20 protein-coding genes and 1 tRNA gene are annotated in these 26462 nt (G+C 35.2%); 13 read left to right on the top strand and 8 right to left on the bottom strand.

Going from position 1 to position 26462, the window contains the following annotated elements; all coding sequences use genetic code 11:
- The first annotated feature begins 198 nt into the window (after nt 1-198).
- The 3 genes from ACFEL3_RS04285 to ACFEL3_RS04275 all read left to right on the top strand — a co-directional run bounded on the left by ACFEL3_RS04285 (nt 199) and on the right by ACFEL3_RS04275 (nt 3007).
- Nucleotides 199-351 (top strand): hypothetical protein, encoded by a 153-nt coding sequence (locus ACFEL3_RS04285; protein ID WP_010081826.1) that lies wholly within the window; start codon nt 199-201, stop codon nt 349-351.
- Between the two features lie 16 nt (nt 352-367).
- Nucleotides 368-1441 carry a Fic family protein gene (locus tag ACFEL3_RS04280; RefSeq protein WP_375316747.1) on the top strand — a complete coding sequence of 358 codons (1074 nt, stop codon included), beginning with the start codon at nt 368-370 and terminating at the stop codon, nt 1439-1441.
- A gap of 87 nt (nt 1442-1528) precedes the next feature.
- A complete protein-coding gene (locus tag ACFEL3_RS04275; RefSeq protein ID WP_038198474.1) occupies nt 1529-3007 on the top strand; it encodes a UbiD family decarboxylase in 1479 nt (492 codons plus the stop codon).
- Nucleotides 3008-3785: 778 nt separating this feature from the next.
- Here the strand turns inward: ACFEL3_RS04275 and ubiA are convergent.
- From ubiA to ACFEL3_RS04250, 5 genes are all read right to left on the bottom strand, one after another.
- The gene (gene ubiA, locus ACFEL3_RS04270) at nt 3786-4643 is read right to left on the bottom strand and encodes a 4-hydroxybenzoate octaprenyltransferase (protein WP_010963177.1); all 858 of its coding nucleotides are present in this window, start codon (nt 4641-4643) and stop codon (nt 3786-3788) included.
- Nucleotides 4644-4646: 3 nt separating this feature from the next.
- The gene (locus tag ACFEL3_RS04265) at nt 4647-5045 is read right to left on the bottom strand and encodes a ribosome-binding factor A (RefSeq protein ID WP_006279769.1); all 399 of its coding nucleotides are present in this window, start codon (nt 5043-5045) and stop codon (nt 4647-4649) included.
- A gap of 9 nt (nt 5046-5054) precedes the next feature.
- Nucleotides 5055-7379 (bottom strand): translation initiation factor IF-2, encoded by a 2325-nt coding sequence (infB, locus tag ACFEL3_RS04260; RefSeq protein ID WP_070357031.1) that lies wholly within the window; start codon nt 7377-7379, stop codon nt 5055-5057.
- A 9-nt stretch (nt 7380-7388) separates the two neighbouring features.
- Complete coding sequence (gene nusA / locus ACFEL3_RS04255) at nt 7389-8951, bottom strand: transcription termination factor NusA (protein ID WP_070357032.1); 1563 nt, start codon at nt 8949-8951, stop codon at nt 7389-7391.
- Between the two features lie 88 nt (nt 8952-9039).
- On the bottom strand, nt 9040-12114 hold the full coding sequence (locus ACFEL3_RS04250; protein WP_208571588.1) for an efflux RND transporter permease subunit: 3075 nt from the start codon (nt 12112-12114) through the stop codon (nt 9040-9042).
- Nucleotides 12115-12289: 175 nt separating this feature from the next.
- On the opposite strand from ACFEL3_RS04250, the gene ACFEL3_RS04245 reads away from it, so the two are divergent.
- Entirely contained in the window at nt 12290-13012 is a 723-nt protein-coding gene (locus tag ACFEL3_RS04245) for a hypothetical protein (RefSeq protein WP_138264854.1), read from the top strand.
- A 3-nt stretch (nt 13013-13015) separates the two neighbouring features.
- Here the strand turns inward: ACFEL3_RS04245 and ACFEL3_RS04240 are convergent, their stop codons facing one another.
- Nucleotides 13016-13753, bottom strand: coding sequence for a glutamine synthetase (locus ACFEL3_RS04240; protein ID WP_010963182.1), 738 nt, complete (start codon nt 13751-13753; stop codon nt 13016-13018).
- 326 nt (nt 13754-14079) lie between these two features.
- Here ACFEL3_RS04240 and dnaA point away from each other — a divergent pair, with 326 nt between their 5' ends.
- Nucleotides 14080-15462 (top strand): chromosomal replication initiator protein DnaA, encoded by a 1383-nt coding sequence (dnaA, locus tag ACFEL3_RS04235; protein WP_010962298.1) that lies wholly within the window; start codon nt 14080-14082, stop codon nt 15460-15462.
- 27 nt (nt 15463-15489) lie between these two features.
- On the opposite strand, the gene ACFEL3_RS04230 is transcribed toward dnaA, so the two are convergent.
- On the bottom strand, nt 15490-16764 hold the full coding sequence (locus ACFEL3_RS04230) for a metallophosphoesterase (RefSeq protein WP_022626184.1): 1275 nt from the start codon (nt 16762-16764) through the stop codon (nt 15490-15492).
- A gap of 190 nt (nt 16765-16954) precedes the next feature.
- Between ACFEL3_RS04230 and ACFEL3_RS04225 the strand changes: the two genes are divergently transcribed.
- The 8 genes from ACFEL3_RS04225 to ACFEL3_RS04190 all read left to right on the top strand — a co-directional run bounded on the left by ACFEL3_RS04225 (nt 16955) and on the right by ACFEL3_RS04190 (nt 25169).
- Nucleotides 16955-17042: transfer RNA gene (locus ACFEL3_RS04225), tRNA-Leu, on the top strand.
- 29 nt (nt 17043-17071) lie between these two features.
- Entirely contained in the window at nt 17072-18154 is a 1083-nt protein-coding gene (locus tag ACFEL3_RS04220) for a GTP cyclohydrolase II (RefSeq protein ID WP_010082649.1), read from the top strand.
- Nucleotides 18155-18226: 72 nt separating this feature from the next.
- On the top strand, nt 18227-18907 hold the full coding sequence (locus tag ACFEL3_RS04215; protein ID WP_010082650.1) for a virB8 family protein: 681 nt from the start codon (nt 18227-18229) through the stop codon (nt 18905-18907).
- Nucleotides 18894-19694, top strand: a complete 801-nt coding sequence (gene virB9 / locus ACFEL3_RS04210) for a P-type conjugative transfer protein VirB9 (RefSeq protein ID WP_174515708.1) — start codon at nt 18894-18896, stop codon at nt 19692-19694. Before ACFEL3_RS04215 ends, virB9 begins: the two co-directional genes overlap by 14 nt.
- Before the next feature lie 16 nt (nt 19695-19710).
- Nucleotides 19711-21171 (top strand): TrbI/VirB10 family protein, encoded by a 1461-nt coding sequence (locus ACFEL3_RS04205; RefSeq protein WP_010962301.1) that lies wholly within the window; start codon nt 19711-19713, stop codon nt 21169-21171.
- A gap of 1 nt (nt 21172) precedes the next feature.
- Entirely contained in the window at nt 21173-22165 is a 993-nt protein-coding gene (gene virB11, locus ACFEL3_RS04200) for a P-type DNA transfer ATPase VirB11 (protein ID WP_010962302.1), read from the top strand.
- Nucleotides 22166-22195: 30 nt separating this feature from the next.
- Nucleotides 22196-24199 (top strand): type IV secretory system conjugative DNA transfer family protein, encoded by a 2004-nt coding sequence (locus ACFEL3_RS04195; protein WP_095742602.1) that lies wholly within the window; start codon nt 22196-22198, stop codon nt 24197-24199.
- Nucleotides 24200-24320: 121 nt separating this feature from the next.
- On the top strand, nt 24321-25169 hold the full coding sequence (locus tag ACFEL3_RS04190) for a P44/Msp2 family outer membrane protein (protein WP_010962304.1): 849 nt from the start codon (nt 24321-24323) through the stop codon (nt 25167-25169).
- 164 nt (nt 25170-25333) lie between these two features.
- Here the strand turns inward: ACFEL3_RS04190 and prmC are convergent, their stop codons facing one another.
- Nucleotides 25334-26173 carry a peptide chain release factor N(5)-glutamine methyltransferase gene (gene prmC / locus ACFEL3_RS04185; RefSeq protein ID WP_010962305.1) on the bottom strand — a complete coding sequence of 280 codons (840 nt, stop codon included), beginning with the start codon at nt 26171-26173 and terminating at the stop codon, nt 25334-25336.
- Nucleotides 26174-26462: the final 289 nt, after the last annotated feature.

Genomic DNA, 26462 nt, shown 5'->3' with positions numbered 1-26462 from the left:
AAAGAAGCATCTAATGTTAATATATAAAAACATTTATATCAAGTGTATTTTATAACCAGTTTTGCCTCAAATGCAAACTTTACACAATAAAACTCAAGCACATTACCACAAAGTTCATCAGAAGACTTGGTAGCAGAGGCGCGCGGAGCGTAGATTTAAGTTGTTTCCGCTGTGTATAATTTTCCGCGGAATAAACATATGAACGAGCCAATAATTGGTAGAGAAAAAGAAATAGCTATTCTACAAGACAAACTTCTTTCTCAATCAGCCGAATTTATTGCTGTTTATGGTCGGCGTCGTGTAAATGTTGTATTATCTGCATTTTATCAGCATAATATAGAAGTAATGTAATGCAGATATTATGCCGATGCCAAATTATACGATTACTTCTAAAATTGCTAGTTGTCTTATAAGGATTGAAGCAGCAAAAGAAAAAGTGTTACATTTGCCGCTCACTGTATCAATGCTTTTGTCTCTTCGTGAAACTGCACGGCTTTATACCACACACTATTCTACTATGATTGAAGGAAATCGACTTGAACCTAAACAGATTGAAGAGGTTTTAAGTGGTAAAAGCCACTTTCCAAAATATAGGAGAGATGAAAATGAGGTTAAAGGATATTATGCAGCTTTAACTCAAGTTGAACAATGGGCAGCAAGGAGAATACCCATTACTGAGAAAGCTGTTCAAACACTACATGCTCTAGTAATAGCAAGTGGAAAATCTAAAATAAAATCAACACCTTATCGTGATGGTCAAAATGTTATCCGCGATAGTCTTACACGTGCAATAATTTATATGCCACCTGAAGCAAAGGATGTACCAAAGCTCATGAGCAGTATGATTGATTGGATTCGTAACAGTGAGCAAGTGCCTTGCCCAATTATTGCAGGTATTGCGCATTATCAATTTGTAACAATTCACCCTTACTATGACGGTAATGGTCGTACTGCAAGATTGTTGACTACATTAATTTTACACCTTGGTGGGTATGACCTAAAAGGACTTTATTCATTGGAAGAATATTATGCTAAGAATCTAGGAGCTTATTATGAGGCAATCAGTGTAGGTCCATCGCACAATTATTATATGGGACGAGCTGAAGCAGATATCACTAAGTGGGTGGAGTATTTCGTAAAAGGTATGGCAAATTCATTTGAGAACGTTTTACAACGTATAAATGAAGAAGAATACCACACTGATCAGACTGATCTTATACGTAAGCTTGATCCTAAACAACGCAAAGCTCTTGAGCTCTTCCAGGAGTTTTCCGCTATTACAGCTAGTCAGGTTGGCGAACTATTTAATTTTAAGCCTCGTACCAGTGCGCAACTTTGTAAAAAGTGGGTGGAAATGGGGTTTATCAAGATTGTAGATTTTTCCAATAGAGGAAGGAAATACAAACTTAGTAAGCAATATGAAGATTTGATCTCAAATTAACTGAAAGCTCGCTAGACAGTGCATAGGTCAAATTTCAATAAAGTGCTTGAAAACTAGATATAAACTTAAAATTTTAAAAACTGGAATATGTACAACAACTTACGCGACTTCATCAAAGCCTTAGAAGAAAAAAAAGATCTGATTAGGATTAAGGAGGAAGTTTCAACAGTTCTTGAAATGACAGAAATTCATCGCAGAGTTTTGTCAAGCAAAGGGCCAGCGATCATTTTTGAAAATGTTATCACAGAAAATGGCAAAAATTCGATTCCAGTTTTGGTGAATTTATTTGGTACTATTAAGAGGATTGCATTGGGGTTGAACATAAATCCTGATGAACTAAGAGATCTTGGTAAACTTTTAGCATTTTTGCAATCACCTGAGCCGCCAAAAAACTTTAAGGATGCTATAAAAATGTTTCCTTTGTTGAAAGTCGTGTTATCGATGCGAAGTAAAGTCGTGAGCAAGGCTCCATGTCAAGAGGTAGTGCTAACCGGAGATGAAGTGGACCTAAGTCTACTGCCCATTCAAACATGCTGGCCAAATGAACCTGCACCACTTATCACCTGGCCGATTGTGGTAACAAAAGGACCCACGAAAGAAAAGCAAGATAATTTTAATCTTGGAATATATCGTATGCAGGTTATAGATAAAAAAACAACACTAATGCGTTGGCTTGCACAAAGAGGTGGCGCAACTCACCATAAGCGTTGGAAGGAAGAAGGCAGAGATATGAAATTTCCTGCTGCTGCTGTGATCGGTAGTGATCCTGCAACGATTATTGCTGCGGTAACTCCAGTGCCAGAAACATTGTCAGAATACCAATTTGCTGGACTACTGCGAAAGAAGCCGCTTGAGCTTGTAAATTGTAAGACTATTCCACTTCAAGTGCCAGCTCACGCAGAAATCGTTCTGGAAGGCTATGTGAGTTTGGATAGCTATCAAGACGAAGGGCCATACGGAGACCACACTGGCTACTATAATTCTGTTGAGCAATTTCCTGAATTTAATATTACTGCAATTACTATGCGCAAAAATCCAATTTATCTCAGCACTTTCACTGGCAAGCCACCTGATGAACCATCGATTCTTGGTGAAGCACTCAACGAAATTTTTGTGCCCATTCTTATCAATCAATTTCCAGAGATAGTGGACTTTTATCTGCCACCGGAAGGTTGCTCATATAGAATAGCGGTAGTGTCGATAAAAAAATCCTATCCAGGGCAGGCAAAAAGAATTGTTATGGGCATACTTTCCTTTCTAAAGCAATTTTTATACACGAAGTTTATTATCGTTGTTGATGATGATATAAATGTACGTGATTGGAAGGAAGTGATGTGGGCAATGTCAACAAGGATGGACCCTGTGCGTGATACAATCATGATAGAAAATGCACCTATTGATTATTTAGACTTTGCTTCCCCTGAAAGTGGACTTGGAGGTAAGATGGGATTTGATGCGACAAATAAAATCCCGCCTGAAACCAAACGAGAGTGGGGAAAGAAAATTGAGATGAGTGAGGAAATAGTAAGGAAAGTCGCGGAGAAGTGGGAGGAATATATGGACTAGACTTCTTGCATAAAAGCAGAAAAAAGTTTGGCGTTTTTTATAATGCCGCATTAACTGATAATTGTGATTTAAGTTCGTCACAGTGCCCTTTTTTTGTCATCCTATAGCTATACCGCCGCGGTATCTCTTAGCCGCTAACAAGTAGTGGGATGACGAGCTTATCGTCATCCTGCCGCGAACCGTCATACCGCGATTCATTCGCGGTATCTCAGCCGCTAACAAGCAGCGGGATACTTAGGGATGACGGTTGTTGTTTAGCTATAAATATTAAGAAATTTACCAAATGAAAAAAAAGGCAAAAGAAGCCCTGGGGTTATTATCCGCTTTAAAATATTGGCGTTTTTTATGTTTTAAACGCTTGACAAGCGAGATTCAGCCGCTTTTAATTGCAACTAACTTACGCTGCAAATGTTTAAGAAATTTACTAAGCAGAAAAAAAGACAAAGAATCCCCGAGTTAGCTAGTCTTTTACTATCTCTGTCGAGTATTGGCATTTTTTGATGTCTTGTAACGCTTTATAAGCGCGTTCAGCTTATTTAGATAAAAATCTAGATGTAGATGAAGTTTTGTAAAGACATACAGTATCTATATACTGCAAAAAATTGAACATAAGACGCCGATACATTAAGTAACCCTTACCTTTTAATCTGCAGATTGGCGAAAGCAAATACAATAGCTTCAGTTTCATGATAAGAGGGCTGGCGGAGTTTGTCAAGCAATTTTCGTTTCTGCGAGTACCTGAGTTTATTGACTTCATTAGAGCCAAAACTCTTGAGACCTAGGTGATAATTCTATCTAAAAGGATGCCAAAAAAGAGAAGCAACCCTACGTAGGAATTATTTTTAAATATGGACATGCATTGACTGGGATCGTCAGGATTGAAATTTTTGTATTGGCGGTGAAATATGAACCCTACAGCAAGTAGAGCAATATAAAAAATGTTATTTAATGATGATAAGATACCAGCATATAGCCACGTCATAAGAGATATTAAATAAAATCTTTTCAACCAAGATTTTGTTGTATCACCAAAATATAATGCGGTAGATTTCATCCCGAGTTTTTCATCATCTTTTTTATCTTGATGGGCGTATATGGTGTCATAGCTAAGTGTCCAAAAGACGCATCCTATATAAAACAGCAAGGATTCTATACTGATCTGGTTTGTTATTGCTGCTGAGCCCATGAGCGATCCCATATTGAAGGTAAACCCTAAGAACAATTGTGGCCACCAAACATACCGCTTTAATAAAGGGTAAGTAGCTATCATACACATTGAGATTATTCCAAGTATGAGTGTAGTTTTATTAGTTAATAATAAGATTACCAGGGCAATAGACAGTAACAGTGAAAGTAAAGCTAAAGCCTGCTTTATGTTTAATGCACCACTTGCAAGTGGCCTATATTTTGTTCGTTCAACGTGCGCATCTATTTTTCTATCGAAGATATCATTGATTATGCACCCTGCGGGTCTCATTAAAAATGCACCTATAGTAAACAAAACAAGGAGAAAAAGAACCTGATACGATAGAGAAGTTGAGGCTAAAAGAATACCGCTCAAACTGGGAAATAGCACAAGCCACAAACCTGTTAAACTGTGCAACCTCATTAATGAAAAGTAATGGTTGAAATACATTAATTAAGTGTGATTATGTAATATTTTGCTTACATTAACAAAATTATCGAACGCTAAATCAGGCTTGAAAACTAACTCAGGTATAAATCGCAAATCAACATAACACAATATAGATTTACGTATTGACCATGCAGACTGGTTCATTTCATTAACAACAGTGTTAATATCACAATTATTCTCAGAAGGATCTCCAGTGCGTCTTTTTTCTGGATCTAAGTAGTCAGCTACTTGAATATTCAATGAAGATAACACAATATATACATCTGCTTTTTTCAAATCTTTACTTAATTTTACGTCAGATACCGCTACATTTTTATTGAACACCTTACCTTCCATTAGAACTCTTGATATTGCTCTATGCAATACCGATGCTATCTTTAGGTTTCTAATTTCCTTTTTCATATCCAGCTACTATAACACCCTTTCTTCTTGCACTAATTGATAAGCTTCCAAAATATCTCCAACTTTAATATCGACATTACCCTCTAGTGATACTCCGCATTCAAAGTTTACACCTACTTCTTTAACATCATCTTTAAATCTACGTAGTGCTTTTAACTTTCCTTCATGCACCAATTTGCCACCACGCATTACCTTAATTAAAGAATCTTTTCTTATGACTCCATCACTTACGTAACATCCAATGATATTACCAGCTTTAGATACGTTAAATATTTGCCTCACAGATGCAAAGCCAACACGAACCTCTCGTGTAACAGGCTTTAACATTTTAGTTAAATACATTCTCATGTCGTCAATGAGCTCGTATATTATGTTATAAGTATGTATTTCTATACCTTTTTGTTTTGCCAAGTCCCTTATTTTTGAGTCCACTTTTACATTAAAAGCTAAAATTACTGCACTTGATGCTTCTGCAAGCAGCACATCTGAATCTGTTATCCCTCCTACTGCTTTGTGTAGGATATTTAATTTCACTTGGTCTTTACCGAGTTTATCAATTGAACTTGATATTGCTTCAATAGAACCAGTTACATCGCACTTTAAAACTACAGATAGTTCTTCTGTTTCGCTGTTATTACGACTGAATATATCTAAATTATTGTCGCCCAAATCTTCTTTCTTTTTCTTGATTAACTCTAGCCTGTATTCAACAATTTCACGCGCCTGCTTTTCAGAATTTACAACAACAAATTTATCTCCAGCATTTGGTACACCATTTAGACCAGTAATTTCAATTGGAGCGGAGGGTAGTGCTGCTTTTTCTCTTTGACCGAGGTGATTAACCATACTACGTACTTTGCTGTATGTTGTACCAACTACCAATATATCACCAACCTTTAACGTTCCTTCTTCAACTATCAATGTGGCTGATATTCCTTTCGCTTTATCTATTTTGGATTCTATTACCCATCCAAGTGCTCGACAATCTTCTATTGCTTCTAGCTTCATTAATTCAGCGATTAACAAAATCGCCTCTTCTAGTTTATCTAAATTAGTTTTCTTTTTTGCTGATACTGGCATAATCATAACATCACCACCAAGCCCTTCAGGGATGAGATCATATTGAGGCAAACTATTAATTATTTTTTCTACATCACCAGGCTCAGATTTATCAATTTTATTAATAGCAACTATAATGGAAACATTTGCTGCTTTTGCATGATTTATTGCTTCAACTGTTTGTTTCATGATTCCATCGTCAGCTGCAACTACTATTACAACTATATTAGTAATATTGGCACCACGTGCACGCATCGCAGTGAACGCTTCATGTCCTGGTGTATCAATAAAGGTAATTTTTTGCTTATCTTTTGTCGTTATTTGATAAGCACCTATGTGTTGAGTTATGCCACCTGACTCTCTTTCTGCAACATTAGATTCACGAAATGCATCGAGCAATGAGGTTTTACCATGATCGACGTGTCCCATAAAAGTGACGATTGGTGGTTTAGGTTTTTTAGGCAGGCTTTCTCTGCCTTCTATAAAAAATAAATCTTTTTCTCTGTTGGTATCGCTCACTCGTTTAGCCGTATGATTAAATTTTTCCACTATTTCACATGCTATATCTGGATCCACCAGATCATCTACTCTATAACTCTCACCGACTTCTTCTTTGAACATTTTTAGCACACTCTTGCTATCTTCTGCCATGCGAATAGATAACTCCCTGATAGTTATTTTGTCTGGTATAATAACTTCTCTTGATATATTTTTACCCTTAGTAAACTTTGACTTTCTACCTCTTATACCAAACCTTTGCTTAAATACAGGGGGTTGTTCAGTTTTTTCATCTATTGCCTGTGCAATTACCAGTTTAGAATGCTTAGAATATATATCTTTGTTGACTTTAAAAGACTTTTTATCGTTGTCCTCATGGTCAATACTATCTTCTTTTGGTTCAACTAAGTGGGTATTACTTAAAACTTGCTTATTTATTTCCTTAGATAAAGCGTCCGCTTCATTTTTCTCGTCAATCTCTTTATTGCTGTCTTCTTTTGCTGTTTTCTCTTTTTCTTCTCTCTGATTTCTTTCTTTCAGCAAAGCAGCATTCTGCACAGCATTAATGCGAAAAATTTGTTCTTTCTCTGTTAAAGAACATAATTTACTCTCGTCAAATAAATTATGTTCTTCTGCATCATGAGATTTTTTTCTTCTTTTTTTTACTACTGTAGCTCCAGTACTTGGGCTAGCTGAAGAGTTTAAATTGAGGTCTAATTTAAGCTTGCTTAAACCTTGGAGCGTTAATTTTTTATCACTGATATCTTCATTATTCATATTATTTTATTATATTAATCCAAGCTTTTTACGTGCTTCTATGATTATTGAATCTACTGTATCTTTTAGATCTTCTTTGCTATCGGATGAGGAAGAGAGTATGCTGCAAAACTCATAACTTGATAAATCTGCTATGTCCTCTAAAGTCTTAATATCATGCTTACTAAGAGCAATTTTATTGTCTATTGATAAAGTTAAATTGATTACATCATCCTCCATACCTAAACTTTTTAGCTCTTCTATTTTTCTATCATTTTCTGCTTTCAGGTACTTATTTGCTCTATTGTGAAGTTCGTTTGCAATATCTTCATTAAAGCCCTCTATTGAAGCAAGCTCTTTAATTGAAGCGCTAGATATGTCTTCTACACTTGAAAAACCTTCTGTTACCAATAGCTGACCCATAATCTCTTCTAAGTTTAAAGCTTCAGCAAATAAAGCTGAACATTGACTAAGTTCTTTACTTCGCCTTTCTGATTCTTGCTGAGTGCTTAATATCTCAATTTTCCATCCAACAAGCTCTGAAGCTAATCTTACATTCTGGCCCTTTTTTCCTATCGCTAAACTCAATTGATCTTCAGCAACTATTAACTCTATGCAATTTTCATTTTCATCAATAATAACCTTCGATACTTCTGCAGGAGTAATGGCTTTAATAACGAATTGACCCAAATCTGAGGAGTAATTTATAACGTCAATTTTTTCACCATTTAATTCGTGTATAATAGTTTTTATTCTATCTCCCTTAACTCCAACACAAGCACCTACTGGATCAATGTTCTTGTCGGGAGAGAAAACGGCAACCTTAGACCTTGAACCAGCATCTCTAGCTATACCTTTAATTGTCACTAATCCGTCAGCAATTTCTGGTATTTCTTGATTTAATAATGCCTCCAAAAAGCCTTCATGAGTCCTAGAAAGAATAATTTGACGTCCATCATCAGAGCGCTTAACAGTCTGTATGTAAGCTTTAACCTTATCACCTTCACGAAATGATTCACCACCAGTTAAATTTCGCAATGGAAGATATGCCCTAGTGCCATTTATGTCTATAATAAGATCTGAATATTCTACTTGTTTAACAATACCATACCTTATTTCTCCCACTTTATCTTTAAACTCCTCATATTGCTTTTTTGACTCTTCATCTTTAATTACTTGAGCAATCTTTTGCTGGGCAATTCTTGCTGAAGCAAGATCAGTGTTAAGAGAGAGCAATTCACTAACAGTATCTCCAACTTTTGCATCTCCTTTTATTAATTTAGCTTGTGTAAGCGTAATTGATTCACACTCAGTATTCTCTTTTTCATTTGATTCATCATCAATAACTTTTAGTTTTCTATATGAAGTAACTTTGCCTGTGTTTCTATCTATATCAACTACAATTTTACTTTTGCTACCATATTTTTGATGAGCCACTGCTTCTATAGCACTTTCTAGTGCCTTTATTACAACATCAAAATCTAAACCTTTTTGAAGTGAAAGCTCTCCTGCTGTTTTTATTACATCAAGGCTTCCAACTATGTTATTCTTGTTACTTTTCTGCTTAACACTGCTTTTACGATTAGCAATCATAATAAATAAATCCAATGTAATTAGTTATAATTATAGCTCCAATGGGCAAAGAACACTATCTTAAATGTTAAATGATTGCTAATTTAAGTCAAGTTTTTTCATGTTTTTGTATAACAAGCAACGCAGGAGTAAAGAATAAAGTTAAAACCGTTGCAGCCAATATTCCACTTGCTATGGTTGTTGAAATGTCAACCCACCACTGGCTTGATGGAGCATCATATGTGATTTGTAGCGTAAAAAAATTGATATTTAACCTGGTAATCATCGGTATTAAACCAAGAACTGTGGTTGCAACGGTAAGCAATATTGGCCTAACGCGAGAAATTGCAGCGTTTATTACACATCGCTTGATGTCATTTTTGTGTACCTTAATTTGATGATGAAAGGCATCAAGCAATAGTATGTTATTATTCACTATAATTCCTGCCAAAGCAATTATCCCCACTCCACACATAACAACTACGAAAACTTGTTGGATAAGAAAGAAAACAAAAAACACACATGTTGTGGATAAAAACACTGCTGTCATTACGATAAATGTATGGTATACATTATTAAACTGTGTCACTAATACCAATATCATTAGTGTAATCGCTAATATAAAAGCCTTTAACAAAAATGCTCCTGATTTTTGTTGATCTTCTTTGTCGCCTTTAAAATCAATTTTTACTCCCTTGTCCCAATCCTGGGCAATAGAATTCTGAATGAACTTTACTCTTTCATCAACAAGATAGCCAGTATCAACGTCAGCAGAGATTGTCACTGTGCGTAATCCATCAATCCTGTTTAGTTTGTTTACCTTTTTTTCGGGAGCATATTTTACTATGTTGCTCATAGGATACGGGCCATTAACTGTATTGATAAAAAGATTGTCTATAGTCTTCATATTGCGGTCCTTTCTGGGGAAACGGAGTACAATATCGATTTCTTCATCCGTGTTATTTGGTCTATATTTTCCAATCAATACTCCATTTGTAACCATCTTTATAAAATCGCCAATGGTTGCAACACTTACTTCAGAGCTTGTAGCCTTACTCTTATCAACACTCATATTCCACTCTATTTCAGGTGCTGATCTGCTATCTTGAATATTTATAAACCCGGATGAAGGTTGGTTCATAATTTCTAGAATTTTCTCTGCTGCTAAATTCAAACTGGATACACTCCCGCTGAGGTTAATTTGTATTGGCTTGTCAGCCGACGGTCCTGGCTTTTCCTCTTGAACATTAATTATTATTCCTTTCATGTCTTGCACACTGCTCCTTATATCATTTAGTATGTGCTTAGCTTTGCGCCTGAAGCGCCAATCCATAAGTTCTAGTTGTATTCTGGCGATAACGTTGTCTGAAAATGCTCCTGATCTAGCATAAGAAACATGAATTTCTTTTTCAATGCTCAAAATGCGTTCTTCCACTTCTTTGAGTATCAGATCTCGTTCTTTGGCTGATAAGCTTTCTTTTGCTTTAACACTGATTAAAATATTATCTGAATCCACTTTCGGAAAAAACTTTACTCCAGGACCAAAAGTAAAGTACAGCACACTAAATGAAAACAAAACGAATACAGTAGCACATACGAATTTTTTAGGATGATCCAAAACCTTCTCTAGCATGCGTACGTAAGCTCTTATTATAGGCCCAGCATTTTTTATTTCACCACTTTCTATAGCACTCATTTTTTTTATTTCTTTTTTTGAAGTTATCGAAGGCTTACCAAATATTGCACCAAGTGTTGGTATAAAAACCAAAGCCATAATGAGCGATCCAGTCAAAGTTAGGATTATTGTAATTGGTATGTACTGCATGAATTTACCAACAGTATCAGGCCAGAATAATAGAGGAAAAAACACTGCTAATTTAGTTAACGTTGATGATAGAACCGGATAAAACATATCACGAACTGAAGTGTAAAAAGCTTCTACTTTGTCCATTCCGCAGATCATCTTTCTATCGGCATATTCGCTGATCACAATTGCATCATCAACCAGCATGCCAACAGCCATAATTAAACTGAAGAGCACAACGATATTTAAGGTTATACCCATAAAGTAAAGAGCTATTATCCCAATGAGAAAGGAACCGGGTATCGAGAGTGCCACAAGAATAGCAATCCTTGTTCCCATAGAAAGCATCATTATGATCAATATTAACAACACAGCAAATATTATGCCGTTTTCCAAGTCATCAAGCACATCGCGGACGTTTTTTGACTGGTCGTTTAAGTACACCACTTTTAAATTTTCAGGTAATTGATCTTTTGCCTTATCCATTAAGTATTTTACTTGATTTACTGTGTCTATTATGTTTTTTCCGTTACGTTTTGAAATTCCTAGCACGACACTAGGTAATCCATTAATGCGAGCAAATCCTTGGTGATCCTCAAACCTAGGGTATACTTTTGCTATATCTTTGATTCTCAAAACTGCATCGCCTTGAGATCTAATAGGAATATTCATAATATCTTCTATATCTTTTAATAACCCTGATATTTTAATCGAATATTTACCGGTATCATTTTCCAGTGACCCAGCTCCCACTAGTCTGTTATTGCTTGATATAGCTTGGAATATTTCGTTTGATTGAATGTTATATTTTGTTAGAACTGTGGGCTCAACTATCACTTCCACTGTTTCTTTACGCATACCTGCCACTTCAACTTTGAGAACATTTGGCAGAGATTCTATTTCTTTCTTTAGCTTGCGTGCTATTTCAGTTAAGGCTCTTTCTGGCAAATTACCAATTAAGCCGACATTGAGTATCGGAAATAAGCTCAAGTTTATTTCATTGATTATCGGAGATTCCGCTTCAACAGGTAACTTCGATTTTATGTTTGAAAGCTTTGAACGGACATTATCGAGCACTTCTTTATTATCATACTCTGTTCCAAATTCGAGTATCATGTGAGCACCATCATTAGTTGCAAAAGCTCTCAATTCTCTTACACCTTCGATGGATCTTAGTTCATTTTCTATAGGAAGCACTAATAGCTTTTCACTATCTTGAGCAGAAATCCCAGGAAGTCCAACAAACACGCTGATTATAGGAATCTGTATACCAGGATTGCTTTCCCTTGGCATTTTTACATAAACGTATGAACCGAAGATAAAAATTACTATAAGTAATAATACCACCGCCCTGTTTCGCTCTATGAGTAAGCTCTGCATGTTGAATGTTAGCTGAATATGTGCGTTTGTACAATATTATAGTCGAGATACATTGCATATTAATTAATCCTTGTGTAGCTTTAAAACTTTACGCAAATAATTAAAATTTTTGCAAAATTGCAAGTATAAGAAAATTTCTGTATAATAATTCTAGAGCAGTATTTGAGAGGTTATTATGGTGGCAATTCTAAATATAACAAAAGGCAAAAATAAAGTTATTGTGTCTGGATTAGCTGGAGCTTTATCAGCTTTAATATTTTTAACAGCAATCCACATTGCCGCAAAGATAGCCATTATCGTTTCTGCTGCTGCAGTTACTTACTTATTACTTTCGCTGATTCATAAAATAAGAACTAAAAAAGAACAGCCTGCTGAAATTACTGGTGTTTCAGGAGATGAAGGTGAAGAAAAAGGTACCGTAAAAGAACCAAAAAGAACTGAAACTGAGCTAGCAGAAGAAATAATAAGGAAAAGAGCAGAAGAGCGCATGGAGAAAGGATCACTTGGTGGCCCTATAAATGCGTTTGGCGAACCAATTCTTGATGAATTTAAGAACACTGAAGGCAGTCATTCTGCTGATTATACAAAAACTATGGTAGTACCTGAGAAAATTATTCTTGACATGTCAGATGATAGAAATCCTGCACAAAATAACTCTAGCTCTATAAAGAATCAGATGAAATCTCTCCCTGAACACATGGATGTATCTGGTAATCCACTTCCTGAGCAGCCACCGAGCAACCTTACCAATATAGGGCTTGGATCATCTAAAAGTACGCAGAAACTATCTGCTGCAGACTTGCTATTACAGTATGGGAATGTAAATAATGATGTGAGGAAAGTGCTAGAATGGCCAATTACCTCAAAGGAGTTTAATGGGTTAGGGTTTAACAGGTAGTTGCTATATCAAACTCTCCATCTTATATTGAGGATCAGATGCAATGCCATACACTCTATTTGGCGGAGCAATTTTGTTCTCTATACCAAAAACTATACCTTCAATTATTGCTGTGAGTACTTTTTCAAGGTTACAATCTGTTCCAGGAACACGGTGCTCTAGGCGGCATCTTTTGGAATCGTTGCCAAAATAGGGAATTCTTATCGCAGCAGTTCTGTTATTTACTCCCCAACTAATCGTAGTTGGAGTGTGAATATCCGGATACTGAAATCTTAAATATGAATCATCATTTGGAGCAAAAAACAACATATGTTTTTTCATCATTGCACATAATCCACCAATACTATGAATCAGATAGTCACTGTACTTTTGCTCATTGATATAAAATAAGTTACCGTTATTTGAATTCACGAGATTAACATGCACATTTAATGCACTGCCTGCTCTATCCAAATAAGGCTTTGCTTTAAAAGAAACATTCCCACCTAGTTTTTGTGCTGTTTCAGTAAGTGATTGTTTTGCTAACTCAAAATGCTTAATTAAATTGTAGGAGTTCGTATAACAACCACTTTTTATCTCATACTGATGTGTAGAATTCTCCTTCTCGCAAGAAAATTCAAGAGATGCTATTTTATTTTTGATGCTATTCAGAAATAAGTATTCTTTTTCTATTCCTTCAATGTAAAACTCTAGTTCAATACCGAATACAGCATAACAACTCAAATTACTTAATATAATCATAAATTTGCTTCAGTAAATCTATATTAGGTTAGCTATATTTATATGAATACTTTACTTATTTGCCAGTAAATTTAACATCTTATTTATACATAATGTATTACTGTTTTTAATAGCATGCTTCTAATCCTCGATACAAGCGACATTTACAAATTTTTCATTTTTTTGAAATAAAAATGATCAATTTTAATGTTTTTATACCCTTTACAACCCATCAAAAAATCACCATAATTTTTAGTATGTATTAAGTAGTATTAGCTTTTCATTTTGCAGTAAGCTATTGATTATCTTATATTTTTCTAATTATTGCTTTTTTCTTGGTGTGGTATATGAACTTAACTAGCCCTAAGGTTTCTACTATGTTTTTTGATCAGATTATTACAGTAACGGATCACAATGTTACTTGGGAAAAAATCCAAAATTGTCTTTATAATCTTTATGGAGAAGCAACATATAATAGCTGGCTGAGTTCACTAAAATTTGTCAGTAGCAGAAATGGGGAAGTTCTTTTATCCGTGTCAACAAGGTTTATAAAAGAGTGGATTACAGTTCATTACATGAAAAAAATATTATCATTATGGCAAAGCGAAGATAAAAGTATACGTTCTATTGATATTCAAGTAATTGAGGAGAGGAATTCAAATTTTAATGTTATACTAAAAAACAGAGAGGAAAGTAATCATAATCTTGGTTCGCCGCTGGATCCAAGGTTCACCTTTGATAATTTTGTAGTGGGAAAGCCAAATGAATTAGCATTTACGGCGGCAAAGCGTGTGGCAGAATCTATAGATCCAATATTAGGCAGCAATCCTTTGTTTCTATATGGTGGAGTGGGACTTGGTAAAACACATCTAATGCATGCTATAGCTTGGCACATAGTCAATTCCCCATCAGCAAAAAGAAAAGTGGTGTATTTATCAGCAGAGAAATTCATGTACCAATATATTACAGCGCTGCGAAGCAAAGATATTATGTTATTTAAAGAGCAATTTAGATCAGTAGATGTATTGATGGTAGATGATGTGCAATTTATCAGTGGTAAAGATAGTACACAAGAAGAATTTTTTCACACTTTCAATGCATTGATAGACCAAAATAAACAATTGGTTATATCAGCTGATAGGTCTCCTAGTGATCTTGATGGAGTGGAAGAAAGAATAAAATCACGACTCGGTTGGGGGTTGGTGGCAGATATTAATGAAACAACTTTTGAATTAAGGCTTGGTATATTGCAGGCAAAAGTGGAGCAGATGAATATGTATGTTCCGAAAGATGTCCTAGAGTTTTTAGCAAGGAACATAAAATCTAATATAAGAGAATTAGAAGGAGCATTAAATAAGGTTACCCATACCTCATTAATTGGAAGAAGTATGACGGTAGAATCAGCTAGTGAAACCCTAATCGATCTTCTTAGGTCAAATCATAGGTCAGTCACAATAGAAGAAATACAAAAGAAAGTAGCTGAATTTTTCAATATAAAGGTTGCAGATATGCAATCCAATAGAAGGCTTCGCAGTCTTGCAAGGCCAAGACAAATAGCTATGTATTTTGCCAAAAAATTTACGCAAAAAAGCCTACCAGATATTGGGAGAAACTTTGGTGGCAGAGACCATGCTACTGTTATACATGCAGTAAAACAAGTAGAAAATTTTATAAAGACCGACTCAAAATTTGCTGATGAAATCAATCGATTAAAAAAAATGTTTAAGTAGCGTTTTTAAAATAGCTAATAACAAATCCTAAAATGAATCGACTATAGTTTTAATCCGTTTAAGTTTAAAATCTTCTGTTAGCTTCGCAGAATACATTTCCTTATTGTGTTGATTATAGAAGGTAAATTCGTGATCATCTAAATTTAGTATTGCAAAGCCAAAGCCAAAAAAGTTTCTAACCTCGTGTGCTAAGTAGTTTTTACCATTTGAATAGTCAAATTCTACATTTTGATAAACAGATTCTTGATCTTGAGCGTGTAATGATGCACCACCGTTTCCAACTATAATTTGGTCTGGAACATTATCCATTAATAAAATCTGGGCTATATGAATGTGGCCAGAAACTATGGTAGTAACATTGCTTGGAAATTTATCTCCAAAAGCTTCGATTTGTGTAAGATTACCATGGCTTTTTAATGTCAAAAATTCTTTTTTTGGAGATCTCCAAAGCGGTTTATGAGTTAAAAACCACATGGGCTTGTCAGAACTATTTTGTATCAATTTATCAAATTGCCTCTCAAAAGCATCAATTGTGCTTTGGGTTGTAAAAATATCCTCACCGGATGAAGAGTCGAAGATAAAAAATTTCATCGGTCCAGCATCTAAGGACCAACTAGAAACGAAGTTTCCACATTTTTCAGACGAAAAGGGGTATGAATCTAGATACCTGAACCATCCTTCATAAGCTCTATCACAACTCTCATGGTTTCCACGAACAAAAAGGAAAGGGGATTGTGATAAAATATCCTTTGCAGGCTCAAACCAATCAGCGTACCAAACTTCTTTATTATATCCATAAATATCGCCACACTTTTTTGTATTTCTACATTTTGTTTGTCTATAATGATAATCACCAACATGGATAATTAAATCTGGTTTATGAAGGGCGATTGAATCTAAATTTTTTTTTAAAGGCCAGCTATCTACCGAATTACATTCCTGCTGAAATAACATATTTATTCTACAGCCCGTGTCACCAATGAAAGCAATTTTATTAACCTTTTTTGGTAATATAGGAACCCGTAGATCCTCAATACTAATGTTTTTGGCACTTGTTTGTACTGTCAGTTCACAAACTGTTTCGTTATGACCACCATTGTTAATTGAGCTGCGATTCAGCATTTCTGTTTCCTCGCCATCAACATAAACAATGGGACACATGTCATTGTCCGTAATTGCGCGTATGCTTAGTTTATTTTCTGGGATAACTTGAGACCATGTGTATAATATTTGTGCATGGACGAAATGAAAGCTAGTTATAAGAGAGAGAGCTAAAAAAATAAAGATATTAGCTATATTCATTTGTATAAAAACCTAAGTTAAAAATTAGTAGTAAGGTTATCTTAAATGATTAAAATTTATAATCACAAAATTCATAATCAAATTATACAAACAATTTCTAAATTATTCTAGTATCAGATTGACACTCTAGATGAAAAATTCTAAAATGATTAAGTAATTTAAAATAATTATATAAAAACTAGAATATAGTGCGGCCGTGGTGGAATTGGTAGACACGCAGCGTTGAGGTCGCTGTGGCTCATAAGGCCTTGGAAGTTCAAGTCTTCTCGGCCGCACCAGTTTTTATCGCTGTTTAATATGGGTAAAAATGTTTATAGGAAATCAGAGTAGCAATAAGGTAGAAAGAGCTATCAGCGAAATCAGGCGCGGTCGGCCAATTGTAATATATGATGAAAGTAATTACCTATTGTTTGCTGCTGCTGAGGCTTTAGAAAGAGATTTATTTAATCAATACAAGCTTACATCAAGTAATGTATATGTTACTTTAACTTCAAGTAAGGTAAAATACATATCTCAGAATAAAGAACATAACAGCAAACGTCTGTTGGTGAATAATTTTGATGAACTGCTCTATTTAATAAACTGTTCAAAGGAAGATTGCATAAAAGAGTTGCAATGCTCAAAGACAATAGATGAATGTGCTATTGCCTTGCTTAAGTTCTCAGAATTATTGCCATACGCGTTAGTGGCTGATATGACTTTTGAGAATAACCATGAAATGCGAAATTGGTGCGAGAAAAATGACGTTATTGCACTGGACACGTCATTCATAAATAATTTTCAAGAAAATCAGGATGTATATGAAGTGTGCAAAACATCATTATTTTTAAAACAGACTCAAGAAGTAAATATCATATCTTATAGAACCGAAAGTGGTGGAAGAGAACATCATGCAATTATCATTGGCAATCCAGATAAAGATGACGAACCATTAGTGAGAATTCATTCTTCGTGCTATACGGGTGACTTGTTAGATAGCTTGTCATGCGATTGCAGAAGTCAGTTACATCAAGCAATTCAAATGATAGCTGACTCTGGAAGTGGTATTATATTGTATTTGATGCAAGATGGAAGAGGCATTGGTTTAACTAATAAGTTAAGAGCGTACAGTATGCAAAGAGGACATAATCTTGATACTGTTGATGCAAATAGAATATTGGGTTTTGAAGATGATGAAAGGAGTTTTGCTGTTGCAGCTAAAATGCTTAAGAAATTGAACATTAACAAAATCCAATTACTTACAAACAATGATAGGAAATTGTCAGAATTGGAAAGTAGTGGTATAGGAGTTACAAAGTGTCTACCACTTATTGTGGAACGTAATAAATATAACGATTCATATATGGAGACAAAGTTTGGTAAATTAGGCCATAGATTAAGAGTTTTTTAGCTTTTTTGCTGTAACTACTTTGTTAATTTGCTATGTTTATTAACATAAGTTAAGATTTTTAGGAATACTAAAATGCTAAGATTTTTTAAGCGAGAAAAAAATACTGAATCCTTAGATAAGGATATAAATTGGAATTCAAACCGCTACAGCACAGTTATTGCTCAAAGGAATATTCTACTTTTATTTGCATTAATATTATTAGCAACGATCTCTATCAGCATATTAGTCATATTTAAAATTAGCACAAGTAGCACTATTGAGCCATTTGTTATAGAAATTGACAAGAAATCAGGAATAGTGCAATTGGTTGATCCTGTCACAGTAAAACAGTATTCTGCAGATGAAGCGCTAAACGATTATTTTATTTCAGAGTATATAAAAGCAAGGGAGGTTTTTGATCCATATCATTATAATTATAACTATTATACAAAGGTGAGGTTGTTTTCCTCACCTGATGTGTATAATGAATTTAGAAATTATGTAGGATCGCAGAATATGGATGATCTTTTTAATTTATATTCAGATACCAAAAGTGAATTTAAAATTCGCTCAATTCAAAAGTTGGGTAACGATGCTCTTCAGGTGAGATTTTTTGTGGAATTTACACGGAAAGATGGAAGTTCTACGAGAAAAAATAAGATAGTTATTATGTCATATAGATATGCATCGCTTGAAATGGATGATCAGCAAAGATATATTAACCCATTAGGATTTCAAGTTATTTCATATAGAGTAGATGATGAATATGTATAGGATATTATTAGTTTTAGCTTTACTTGTAAGTGGCAATTTAAACGCATCCATTAATTATAATGAGCCTATTTCTATAGATAGTAGAATAAAGACTTTTGTGTATAGCCCTAATGAAGTATTTACGGTGGTTTTTAGTCAGGGTTACTATTCTTATATTGAATTTGCGGAAGGAGAAAAAGTTAAAAATATCGCTGTTGGTGATGCATCAAGTTGGAAAATTAATCCTTATGACAATAAATTGCTTATCATGCCATTTGAAGTTAGTAGTCGCACTAACATGATTATTACGACAACTAAAAAAAGAAATTACATTTTTGATTTAATCTCAAGGCCAAACTACGATAAATACCCGGATACTGATGCTAAGAAAGTAGATCACGATTATTCTGCTGAAAAGGATATATCTTACGTAGTACGTTTTTATTATCCTCAAGAAGAAGGTGAATTTGATGTTGATTTAGATGAGGTTTCTTTACCTACTCAAATGCAATATACTACAGACAAGCTAGAAAAAATAATACAAGAAAATGATACGAAGTACAATTATACATATATTGATGAAGGTGGTAATGCGGATATAGTTCCGATCGAGTTATTTGATGATGGTTATTTAACCTATTTAAAATTTAGAAATAATAATAAAATACCTCAGGTTTTTGTAGAAGGGGAGGATAAACCTTGTAAAAGGCTGTTATTTGATGATTATGTTATAATAAAAGGAGTACATAAAAAGCTATTTATGCGTTATGAAGATGGTGAAGTTGAAATTATAAATAGGTCACTTTAGCTGTGGTACATGCAATATGAATAAAGAAAGGCGTAACAATTCAGAAGATGAATCAGAAATAGAGAATAAGGTAGTAACAGTTGGCTCTAATCAAGGTCATAGGGCATTGATGGTCATTATTTTAGTGCTTCTGGCTGGTGGAGTGTATTATCTCTATTTTAGTCCTTCTCCTAAAGAGGGTTCAGAAGTTATTAAAAAAGAGGAAACAAAGCAAAACGTTCAAGAATTGAAAGGAAAGTTGGAACAAGTTCCAGATAATGTAATGGTTCCTGAAAGAATAATAACTGATCCCTTACCACCCTTACCTCCTCTTCCTACACCACTAATCATACCAGAAATAAAACAAATTAGAAAAGAAGAAGTGATGAAAAAAGAAGAAGAGAAACCAAAAGAAACTCCTGTGTCAAATATACCTATTTTGCCAAAGCAAAATTTTCCTTCTAGTAATGTTATGGGCAATTTACCTACCTCGTTTCCTACAATAGGGGGTGGCGGTTATCCTAGAGACAGACGTAGTGCACAGATGTTGACAATTTCAGGTGGTAGTGGAGAGAACAAGGCTGCTGATGCTATTTTATCCGACACTTCAGCACAATCGAGCAAAGCTACCAGAGTAGGAAAGCTTGGTTTAATGATTACTCAAGGTAAAATTATTGATGCTGTTCTTGAAACTGCAATAAACTCTGATCTGCAAGGAATGCTGCGTGCTATGGTGAGTAGAGATGTTTATGCAGAAACTGGTGATACAGTTTTAATACCTAAAGGCTCAAGATTGATAGGCAGTTATTCATTTGACTCGAATGTTGCTAAATCTCGTGTAAATATAAACTGGAATAGAGTGATTCTGCCACATGGAATAGATATTGCAATCTCATCACTTAGTACTGACGAGCTTGGTAGAGCAGGAATAGCAGGAATAGTTGATAACAAAATAGTAAGTGCGTTATTCTCTTCGGTGACACTTGCTGGTGTTTCGATTGGTTCTGCTGTTATAGGGCAAAAGGCTTCTAATCTTGTTGATACGCTAACTGTCAGAGATGCAGTAAAGTCTATCACTGCAACCGAAATAGATTTTTCTTCTCTCCAACTCATTATTGACCCAGAAAAGAAGATATCTAGTGACAAATGGAAATTAGGCCTTGGGGCTATCGGAAGAATTCGGAGTGCCAAAAGCAGACAAGATTTACTAAAAATAATGAAAGAGGAAATAGCAAAAGCACTAGGAATTGAAGAAGACGAGGTAAATATAAGCCTGGAAATTGTAAATCAACTGTTAGAACAAATTCAAAGAAAAAGCAAGTCTGTTTATGATGAAGCAATCGGGAAATCAATCGAGGATTTTTCTAAAGATATGCGGGATGTAGTGGGCAGATATACAGATAAAAAACCAACTATTTATGTTGATCAAGGCACTGCATTGAAAGTATTTGTTAACCAAGATATAGTATTTCCTCCACAGGCAATATTAAATCAATGAAATGAACTATGCTGCACTTGATACATATTTGGAGCCATTACAAGGCATATTTCAAGAAGAAGGCGTAAATGAAATATCAATAAATAAGCCAAAGGAAGTATGGATTGAAAATCGCGGTGAAATAAGGTGTGAAAAATTAGAAGTATTCGATCTTAACCATTTGAAATCTCTTGGCAGACTGATTGCTCAAGCTACAGAACAAAAACTTAGCGAAGAAGCGCCGTTACTTTCGGCAACATTACCAAATGGTTATCGTATACAGATAGTATTTCCGCCAGCATGTGAACCTGATAAAGTAGTCATGTCGATTCGTAAGCCTTCTAGCATGCAGTTAGCACTCGATGATTACGAAAAAATGGGGGCTTTTTCTGAAACTGTTACAGAAGCAACTGATAATCCAGTTGACCGTCATTTGGATTTATTGTTAAGGCAAAAAAAAATAAAAGAGTTTTTAGAATACGCTGTAATAAGTAAGAAAAATATTATAATTAGTGGTGGAACTTCCACTGGTAAGACTACTTTTACTAATGCTACTTTGCGTGCTATTCCAGATGAGGAAAGAATTATTACTGTTGAGGATGCAAGGGAAATCGTTTTGAACGATCATCCCAATAAAGTCCATCTAATTGCCTCTAAAGGAGGGCAGGGCAGAGCAAAAGTAACCACTCAAGATTTGATAGAAGCGTGCTTACGTTTAAGGCCAGACAGAATAATAGTTGGTGAGCTCCGTGGAGCGGAAGCTTTTAGTTTTCTTAGGGCGATAAATACTGGTCACCCTGGATCAATATCAACCCTTCATGCGGATAGTCCAACAATGGCCCTTGAGCAAATAAAACTGATGGTTATGCAAGCAAACCTTGGCATTCCTCCAGACCAAATTATACCATACATTAGAAATGTGATTGATATTGTTATTCAGCTAAAAAGAACCGGTGGGGGCAAAAGAAGCATTTCTGAGATATTATTTACTAGATCTGCGAGCGAAAATGCTTAAATTTATACATAAGTTAAGGAAGAGTAGTTTATGAGTAATAGAAATCACCTACGTAATATTCTCATAGGAGGTGTAGTAGCTTTTAGCGTACTTGAGTTTTGCTTCTATCTATCTGGTATATTGTTTGTTCTGTTTGCTGATGGTCCGGATGCTGTGGATTTTAAGGCAATTAATCCTAGTTTGACGCCTTTCCCTCAAGCTCTTTGGCCAACGATTTTTGATCATATACAATATTGTTGGCATCATCCAGAGTTATATAGCCTTGAGCTCAAAATCACATTAATTATATCTTCTGCACTGCCTATCATTGTTTTAATGATTATCTTATGGAATTTAAGAGAAAGGATAATTGAGTGGCGACCATTTAAAAAGAAGGAATCACTTCATGGAGATTCGCAGTGGGCATCAGAGAAAGACATACGAAAAGCAGGATTAAGAAGCAAAAAGGGATTATTGCTTGGTAAAGATAAAAGAGGATACTTCATTTCTGATAGGTTTCAGCATGCATTGTTATTTGCACCTACAGGTTCTGGTAAGGGTGTTGGCTTTGTAATTCCTAATTTATTATTTTGGACTGACTCGGTAATTGTACACGACATAAAATTAGAAAACTATGAAATAACAAGTGGTTGGCGAGAACGACAAGGACAAAAAGTATACGTATGGAATCCAGCGCAGCCAGATGGAATAAGTCACTGTTACAATCCATTACAATGGATTAGTGAAAAACCTGGGCAGATGGTTGACGATGTGCAGAAAATAGCTAACCTAATCATGCCTGAACAAGACTTTTGGCAGAATGAAGCAAGAAGCTTATTTGTTGGAGTGGTATTATACTTACTTGCTGCACCAGAGAAAGTTAAATCTTTTGGTGAAGTTGTGCGTACGATGCGTAGTGATGACGTGGTTTATAATCTTGCTGTTGCTCTTGATACAATGGGTAAAATACTACACCCTGTAGCATATATGAATATTGCAGCTTTTTTACAAAAAGCTGATAAAGAAAGGTCAGGTGTTGTATCAACCATGAACTCATCACTTGAATTGTGGGTAAACCCATTGATTGATACTGCAACTGCGTCAAGTGATTTTAATATTCTAGATTTTAAAAAGAAGAAAATTACAGTTTATGTTGGTTTAACTCCTGACAACTTGACTAGGCTCAGGCCTTTAATGCAGGTTTTTTACCAACAGGCAACTGAGTTTTTATGTAGAAAATTGCCATCGGATGACGAGCCTTATGGCGTATTGTTTTTAATGGATGAGTTTCCTACACTTGGAAAAATGGAGCAATTTCAAACAGGTATTGCATATTTTCGTGGTTATCGAGTTAGGTTATTCTTAATTGTTCAAGATACTGAGCAGCTCAAAGGAATATACGAAGAAGCAGGGATGAACTCCTTTTTGTCAAACTCGACTTACAGAATAACTTTTGCAGCCAATAATATTGAAACAGCTAATTTAATATCGCAACTTATAGGAAACAAAACTGTACAACAAGAATCGTTGAATAAGCCTAAATTTTTAGATTTAAATCCTGCTTCAAGGTCATTACATATCTCTGAAATACAGAGAGCATTGCTATTGCCTCAAGAAGTTATTATGTTGCCACGTGACGATCAGATAATTTTAATAGAGTCGACTTACCCAATTAAATCAAAGAAAATTTTGTACTACAGTGATACCACCTTCACAAGAAGGCTGCTCAAACAAACTCGTGTGCCTACACAAGAACCATATGACCCAAACAAAGTTCTTTCTGCCGCTGCGAGCAAAGATAAGGTTAATAACGAGGGGAATAATGTTCTTGAGGGACCTAATTCAGTTGATTATCCTGCTGAAACTAAAACCGAAGATGCAGTATATGATGAATCAGATGAATTTGCAGACGAAGATATTGATGATGAAGATATCGACGATAAGTTTGAAGATGATGACGAGGAAGATGAGGATAGGAGCGATGATGGGTTTGATGACGAAGAAGAGGAGGATGAATTTGAAGATGAGGATAAATTAAAAAATGACGAGAAGTAAGGTTAACTTTGCCTATTTTTAGCTCAGAAAAGTGCAAGTTATGCAAATAATTAGGTTTTTCATATTAAGCCATTTTTAATTAATTAGTATTAGATTAGCTATTTTAACTAGGGGAGTAGTAATGATTAGTAAAAAAACATTAGCGGTTACAGCATTTGCTTTATTGTTGTCACAACAATCTTTTGCAAGTGAAACAGAAGGGTTTTACTTTGGTAGTGGGTATTACGGTCAATATTTAAATAACACAAGCGTACTAAAAACAAGCACTACAGGTATCAAAAATTTGTCTATAAATGACAGGGGTGCTCAGAACACAGAAGGTCAGTCACTAAGTGAGTATAAAGGAGATTATAATCCACCTTTTGCTGCAAATGTGGCATTTGGTTACACAGGGGAATTGGGTAACAACAGCTATAGGGCTGAATTGGAAGGGATGTATTCTTCTGTAAAAGTGGATAATATTGGTTTAACAAGTAGCCAAATAACTGTTTCATACCTAAAGGAGACTGGTGAGGATCCTGATAAAGAAACTTATCTCTATAGTGCTGCAGTTAGTCATGACCAAATTGAGAACATATCTGTAATGGCAAATGTTTATCATCATTGGAAAAGTGACCGTTTCTCTTTTTCTCCTTACGTTGGTATTGGGATCGGTGCAACAAGAATGACGATGTTTGAAAAACCGTCAATAAGACCCGCAGGTCAATTAAAAGCTGGCTTTGACTATCGCATAAACGAAGATGTAAATATGCATATCGGATATAGAGGTTTTGGTGCTATTGGTAGCGATATTAAGCTTACAGCAAAAAGGTTAGGACAAGTGGTAGACGACCCTAATAATGATAAAAAAAAGAAGCTTAATCCTAGCTCAGGTAGCAAAGTAACTGAGGAAATAAATATAGGTAATCAACTATTTCACACACACGGTATAGAGGCTGGTCTTACTTTCCATTTTGCCAGCAAAGCTTAAACATGTTGCCCTTTAAAAAATGCATAAAACCGTTCCTGTCGTCCTATGGCTTGACCATAGGATCTAGTTAAATATAGATCCAAGTAGTCACGCTACTTGGATGACTAGGTAGAGGGTACTGGGATGATATAGGATAATATGGGATGAAGGCAAAAAAACATTAGCTATGTTCTTTTCACAACAATGCATCTCTTCATTCCCGCTAAGTCATATACATATTCCTGAAAAGCTAATTCGTATGAGGGGATTATTTTGTCAATATTGCTTTGATCTTCACCTATCTCCAATATCGCAAACCCATTTTTTTTAAGGCACTTTCTCAATATTGGAAAAATGCTCAAGTAACAGCTCAAACCATCAATACCACCATCAAGGGCAATTCTTGGTTCCTTTTGCACTTCAGCTTGCAAGTCTTTCAATTTGCTTCTTTTAATATATGGAGGATTACTGATTATAAGATCGAATGAACCTCTGCACTCTGTCCACGAACTTGGAAATATTTTGGCTCTGCTGAGAAGATCATGTTTTTTTGTGTTCTGATAGGCAACTTTATATGCTTCCAAGCTTTTTTCAAAACCGACGCCAACAGCATATTCATACTCACTAAGTACGGATATCAATAAACAACCTGTGCCTGTACCAAAATCTGCAATTTTTAGTTTCTGTTTTTTGTTTGGGTAATATTTTAACACTGCTAGGATTATTGTTTCACTATCTGGCCTTGGATCTAAAACATGCTGGTTAACTATAAAATTTTTACTCCAGAATTCACGATTACCTATTATTTGCGATATTGGATATCTTTCCGCTCTTTTTTTTGTTAATTTCCAAAATAAAAGTTCTTTCTCCATCGGCACTTGATCAGCATGGTTCACAATTATAAATGATCTTTCCACTCCAAGTACGTGCTGCATGATGATTTCACAATCTAAATGTGGTGATTCAACTTTATGTGACGATAATAACTCCGATCCTTCTTGAATTAAAGTGCTGATTGTTTTCATTATTCTAAAAATATGTTTCTTTCAGCCAAAAATAGCAAGATGAGCTTCCAGTTTAGGGTAGCTGCACTAAATCCCAGTGTCAAGCACGCAGCTGTACGAACATTGCAATTTGCAGATCCAAGTAGCTTGACTACTTGGATCCAGCTAAGTTGGTGAGCATAAAAGTATAGCTAATGCGAGCTTTACGTCATACCGTCACGGTATCTCTAGATTCCGCTAACACGTAGCGGGACGACGAGGTCAGGGTGTCATCCTAGTACCTTCTCCTGTCATCCCAGTGCCCTGACTA

Origin of the sequence: Wolbachia endosymbiont (group A) of Opomyza germinationis (assembly GCF_964264765.1) — a bacterium.
Taxonomy (GTDB): Bacteria; Pseudomonadota; Alphaproteobacteria; order Rickettsiales; family Anaplasmataceae; genus Wolbachia; species Wolbachia pipientis.
Note: the sequence above shows the minus strand (reverse complement) of the source record. Positions and strands in the feature narration are given on the sequence as shown.

Coding starts and splice junctions, on each gene's coding strand:
- ACFEL3_RS04265 (WP_006279769.1), bottom strand. CDS start 5,045: ATGAAAAAGGAAATTAGAAACCTAAAGATAGCATCGGTATTGCATAGA.
- ACFEL3_RS04195 (WP_095742602.1), top strand. CDS start 22,196: ATGAGTAATAGAAATCACCTACGTAATATTCTCATAGGAGGTGTAGTA.
- ACFEL3_RS04205 (WP_010962301.1), top strand. CDS start 19,711: ATGAATAAAGAAAGGCGTAACAATTCAGAAGATGAATCAGAAATAGAG.
- ACFEL3_RS04250 (WP_208571588.1), bottom strand. CDS start 12,114: ATGCAGAGCTTACTCATAGAGCGAAACAGGGCGGTGGTATTATTACTT.
- infB (WP_070357031.1), bottom strand. CDS start 7,379: ATGAATAATGAAGATATCAGTGATAAAAAATTAACGCTCCAAGGTTTA.
- ACFEL3_RS04280 (WP_375316747.1), top strand. CDS start 368: ATGCCAAATTATACGATTACTTCTAAAATTGCTAGTTGTCTTATAAGG.
- virB9 (WP_174515708.1), top strand. CDS start 18,894: ATGAATATGTATAGGATATTATTAGTTTTAGCTTTACTTGTAAGTGGC.
- ACFEL3_RS04190 (WP_010962304.1), top strand. CDS start 24,321: ATGATTAGTAAAAAAACATTAGCGGTTACAGCATTTGCTTTATTGTTG.
- ACFEL3_RS04230 (WP_022626184.1), bottom strand. CDS start 16,764: ATGAATATAGCTAATATCTTTATTTTTTTAGCTCTCTCTCTTATAACT.
- prmC (WP_010962305.1), bottom strand. CDS start 26,173: ATGAAAACAATCAGCACTTTAATTCAAGAAGGATCGGAGTTATTATCG.
- ACFEL3_RS04220 (WP_010082649.1), top strand. CDS start 17,072: ATGTTTATAGGAAATCAGAGTAGCAATAAGGTAGAAAGAGCTATCAGC.
- ubiA (WP_010963177.1), bottom strand. CDS start 4,643: ATGTATTTCAACCATTACTTTTCATTAATGAGGTTGCACAGTTTAACA.
- dnaA (WP_010962298.1), top strand. CDS start 14,080: ATGAACTTAACTAGCCCTAAGGTTTCTACTATGTTTTTTGATCAGATT.
- nusA (WP_070357032.1), bottom strand. CDS start 8,951: ATGATTGCTAATCGTAAAAGCAGTGTTAAGCAGAAAAGTAACAAGAAT.
- ACFEL3_RS04285 (WP_010081826.1), top strand. CDS start 199: ATGAACGAGCCAATAATTGGTAGAGAAAAAGAAATAGCTATTCTACAA.
- ACFEL3_RS04245 (WP_138264854.1), top strand. CDS start 12,290: ATGGTGGCAATTCTAAATATAACAAAAGGCAAAAATAAAGTTATTGTG.
- virB11 (WP_010962302.1), top strand. CDS start 21,173: ATGAACTATGCTGCACTTGATACATATTTGGAGCCATTACAAGGCATA.
- ACFEL3_RS04240 (WP_010963182.1), bottom strand. CDS start 13,753: ATGATTATATTAAGTAATTTGAGTTGTTATGCTGTATTCGGTATTGAA.
- ACFEL3_RS04215 (WP_010082650.1), top strand. CDS start 18,227: ATGCTAAGATTTTTTAAGCGAGAAAAAAATACTGAATCCTTAGATAAG.
- ACFEL3_RS04275 (WP_038198474.1), top strand. CDS start 1,529: ATGTACAACAACTTACGCGACTTCATCAAAGCCTTAGAAGAAAAAAAA.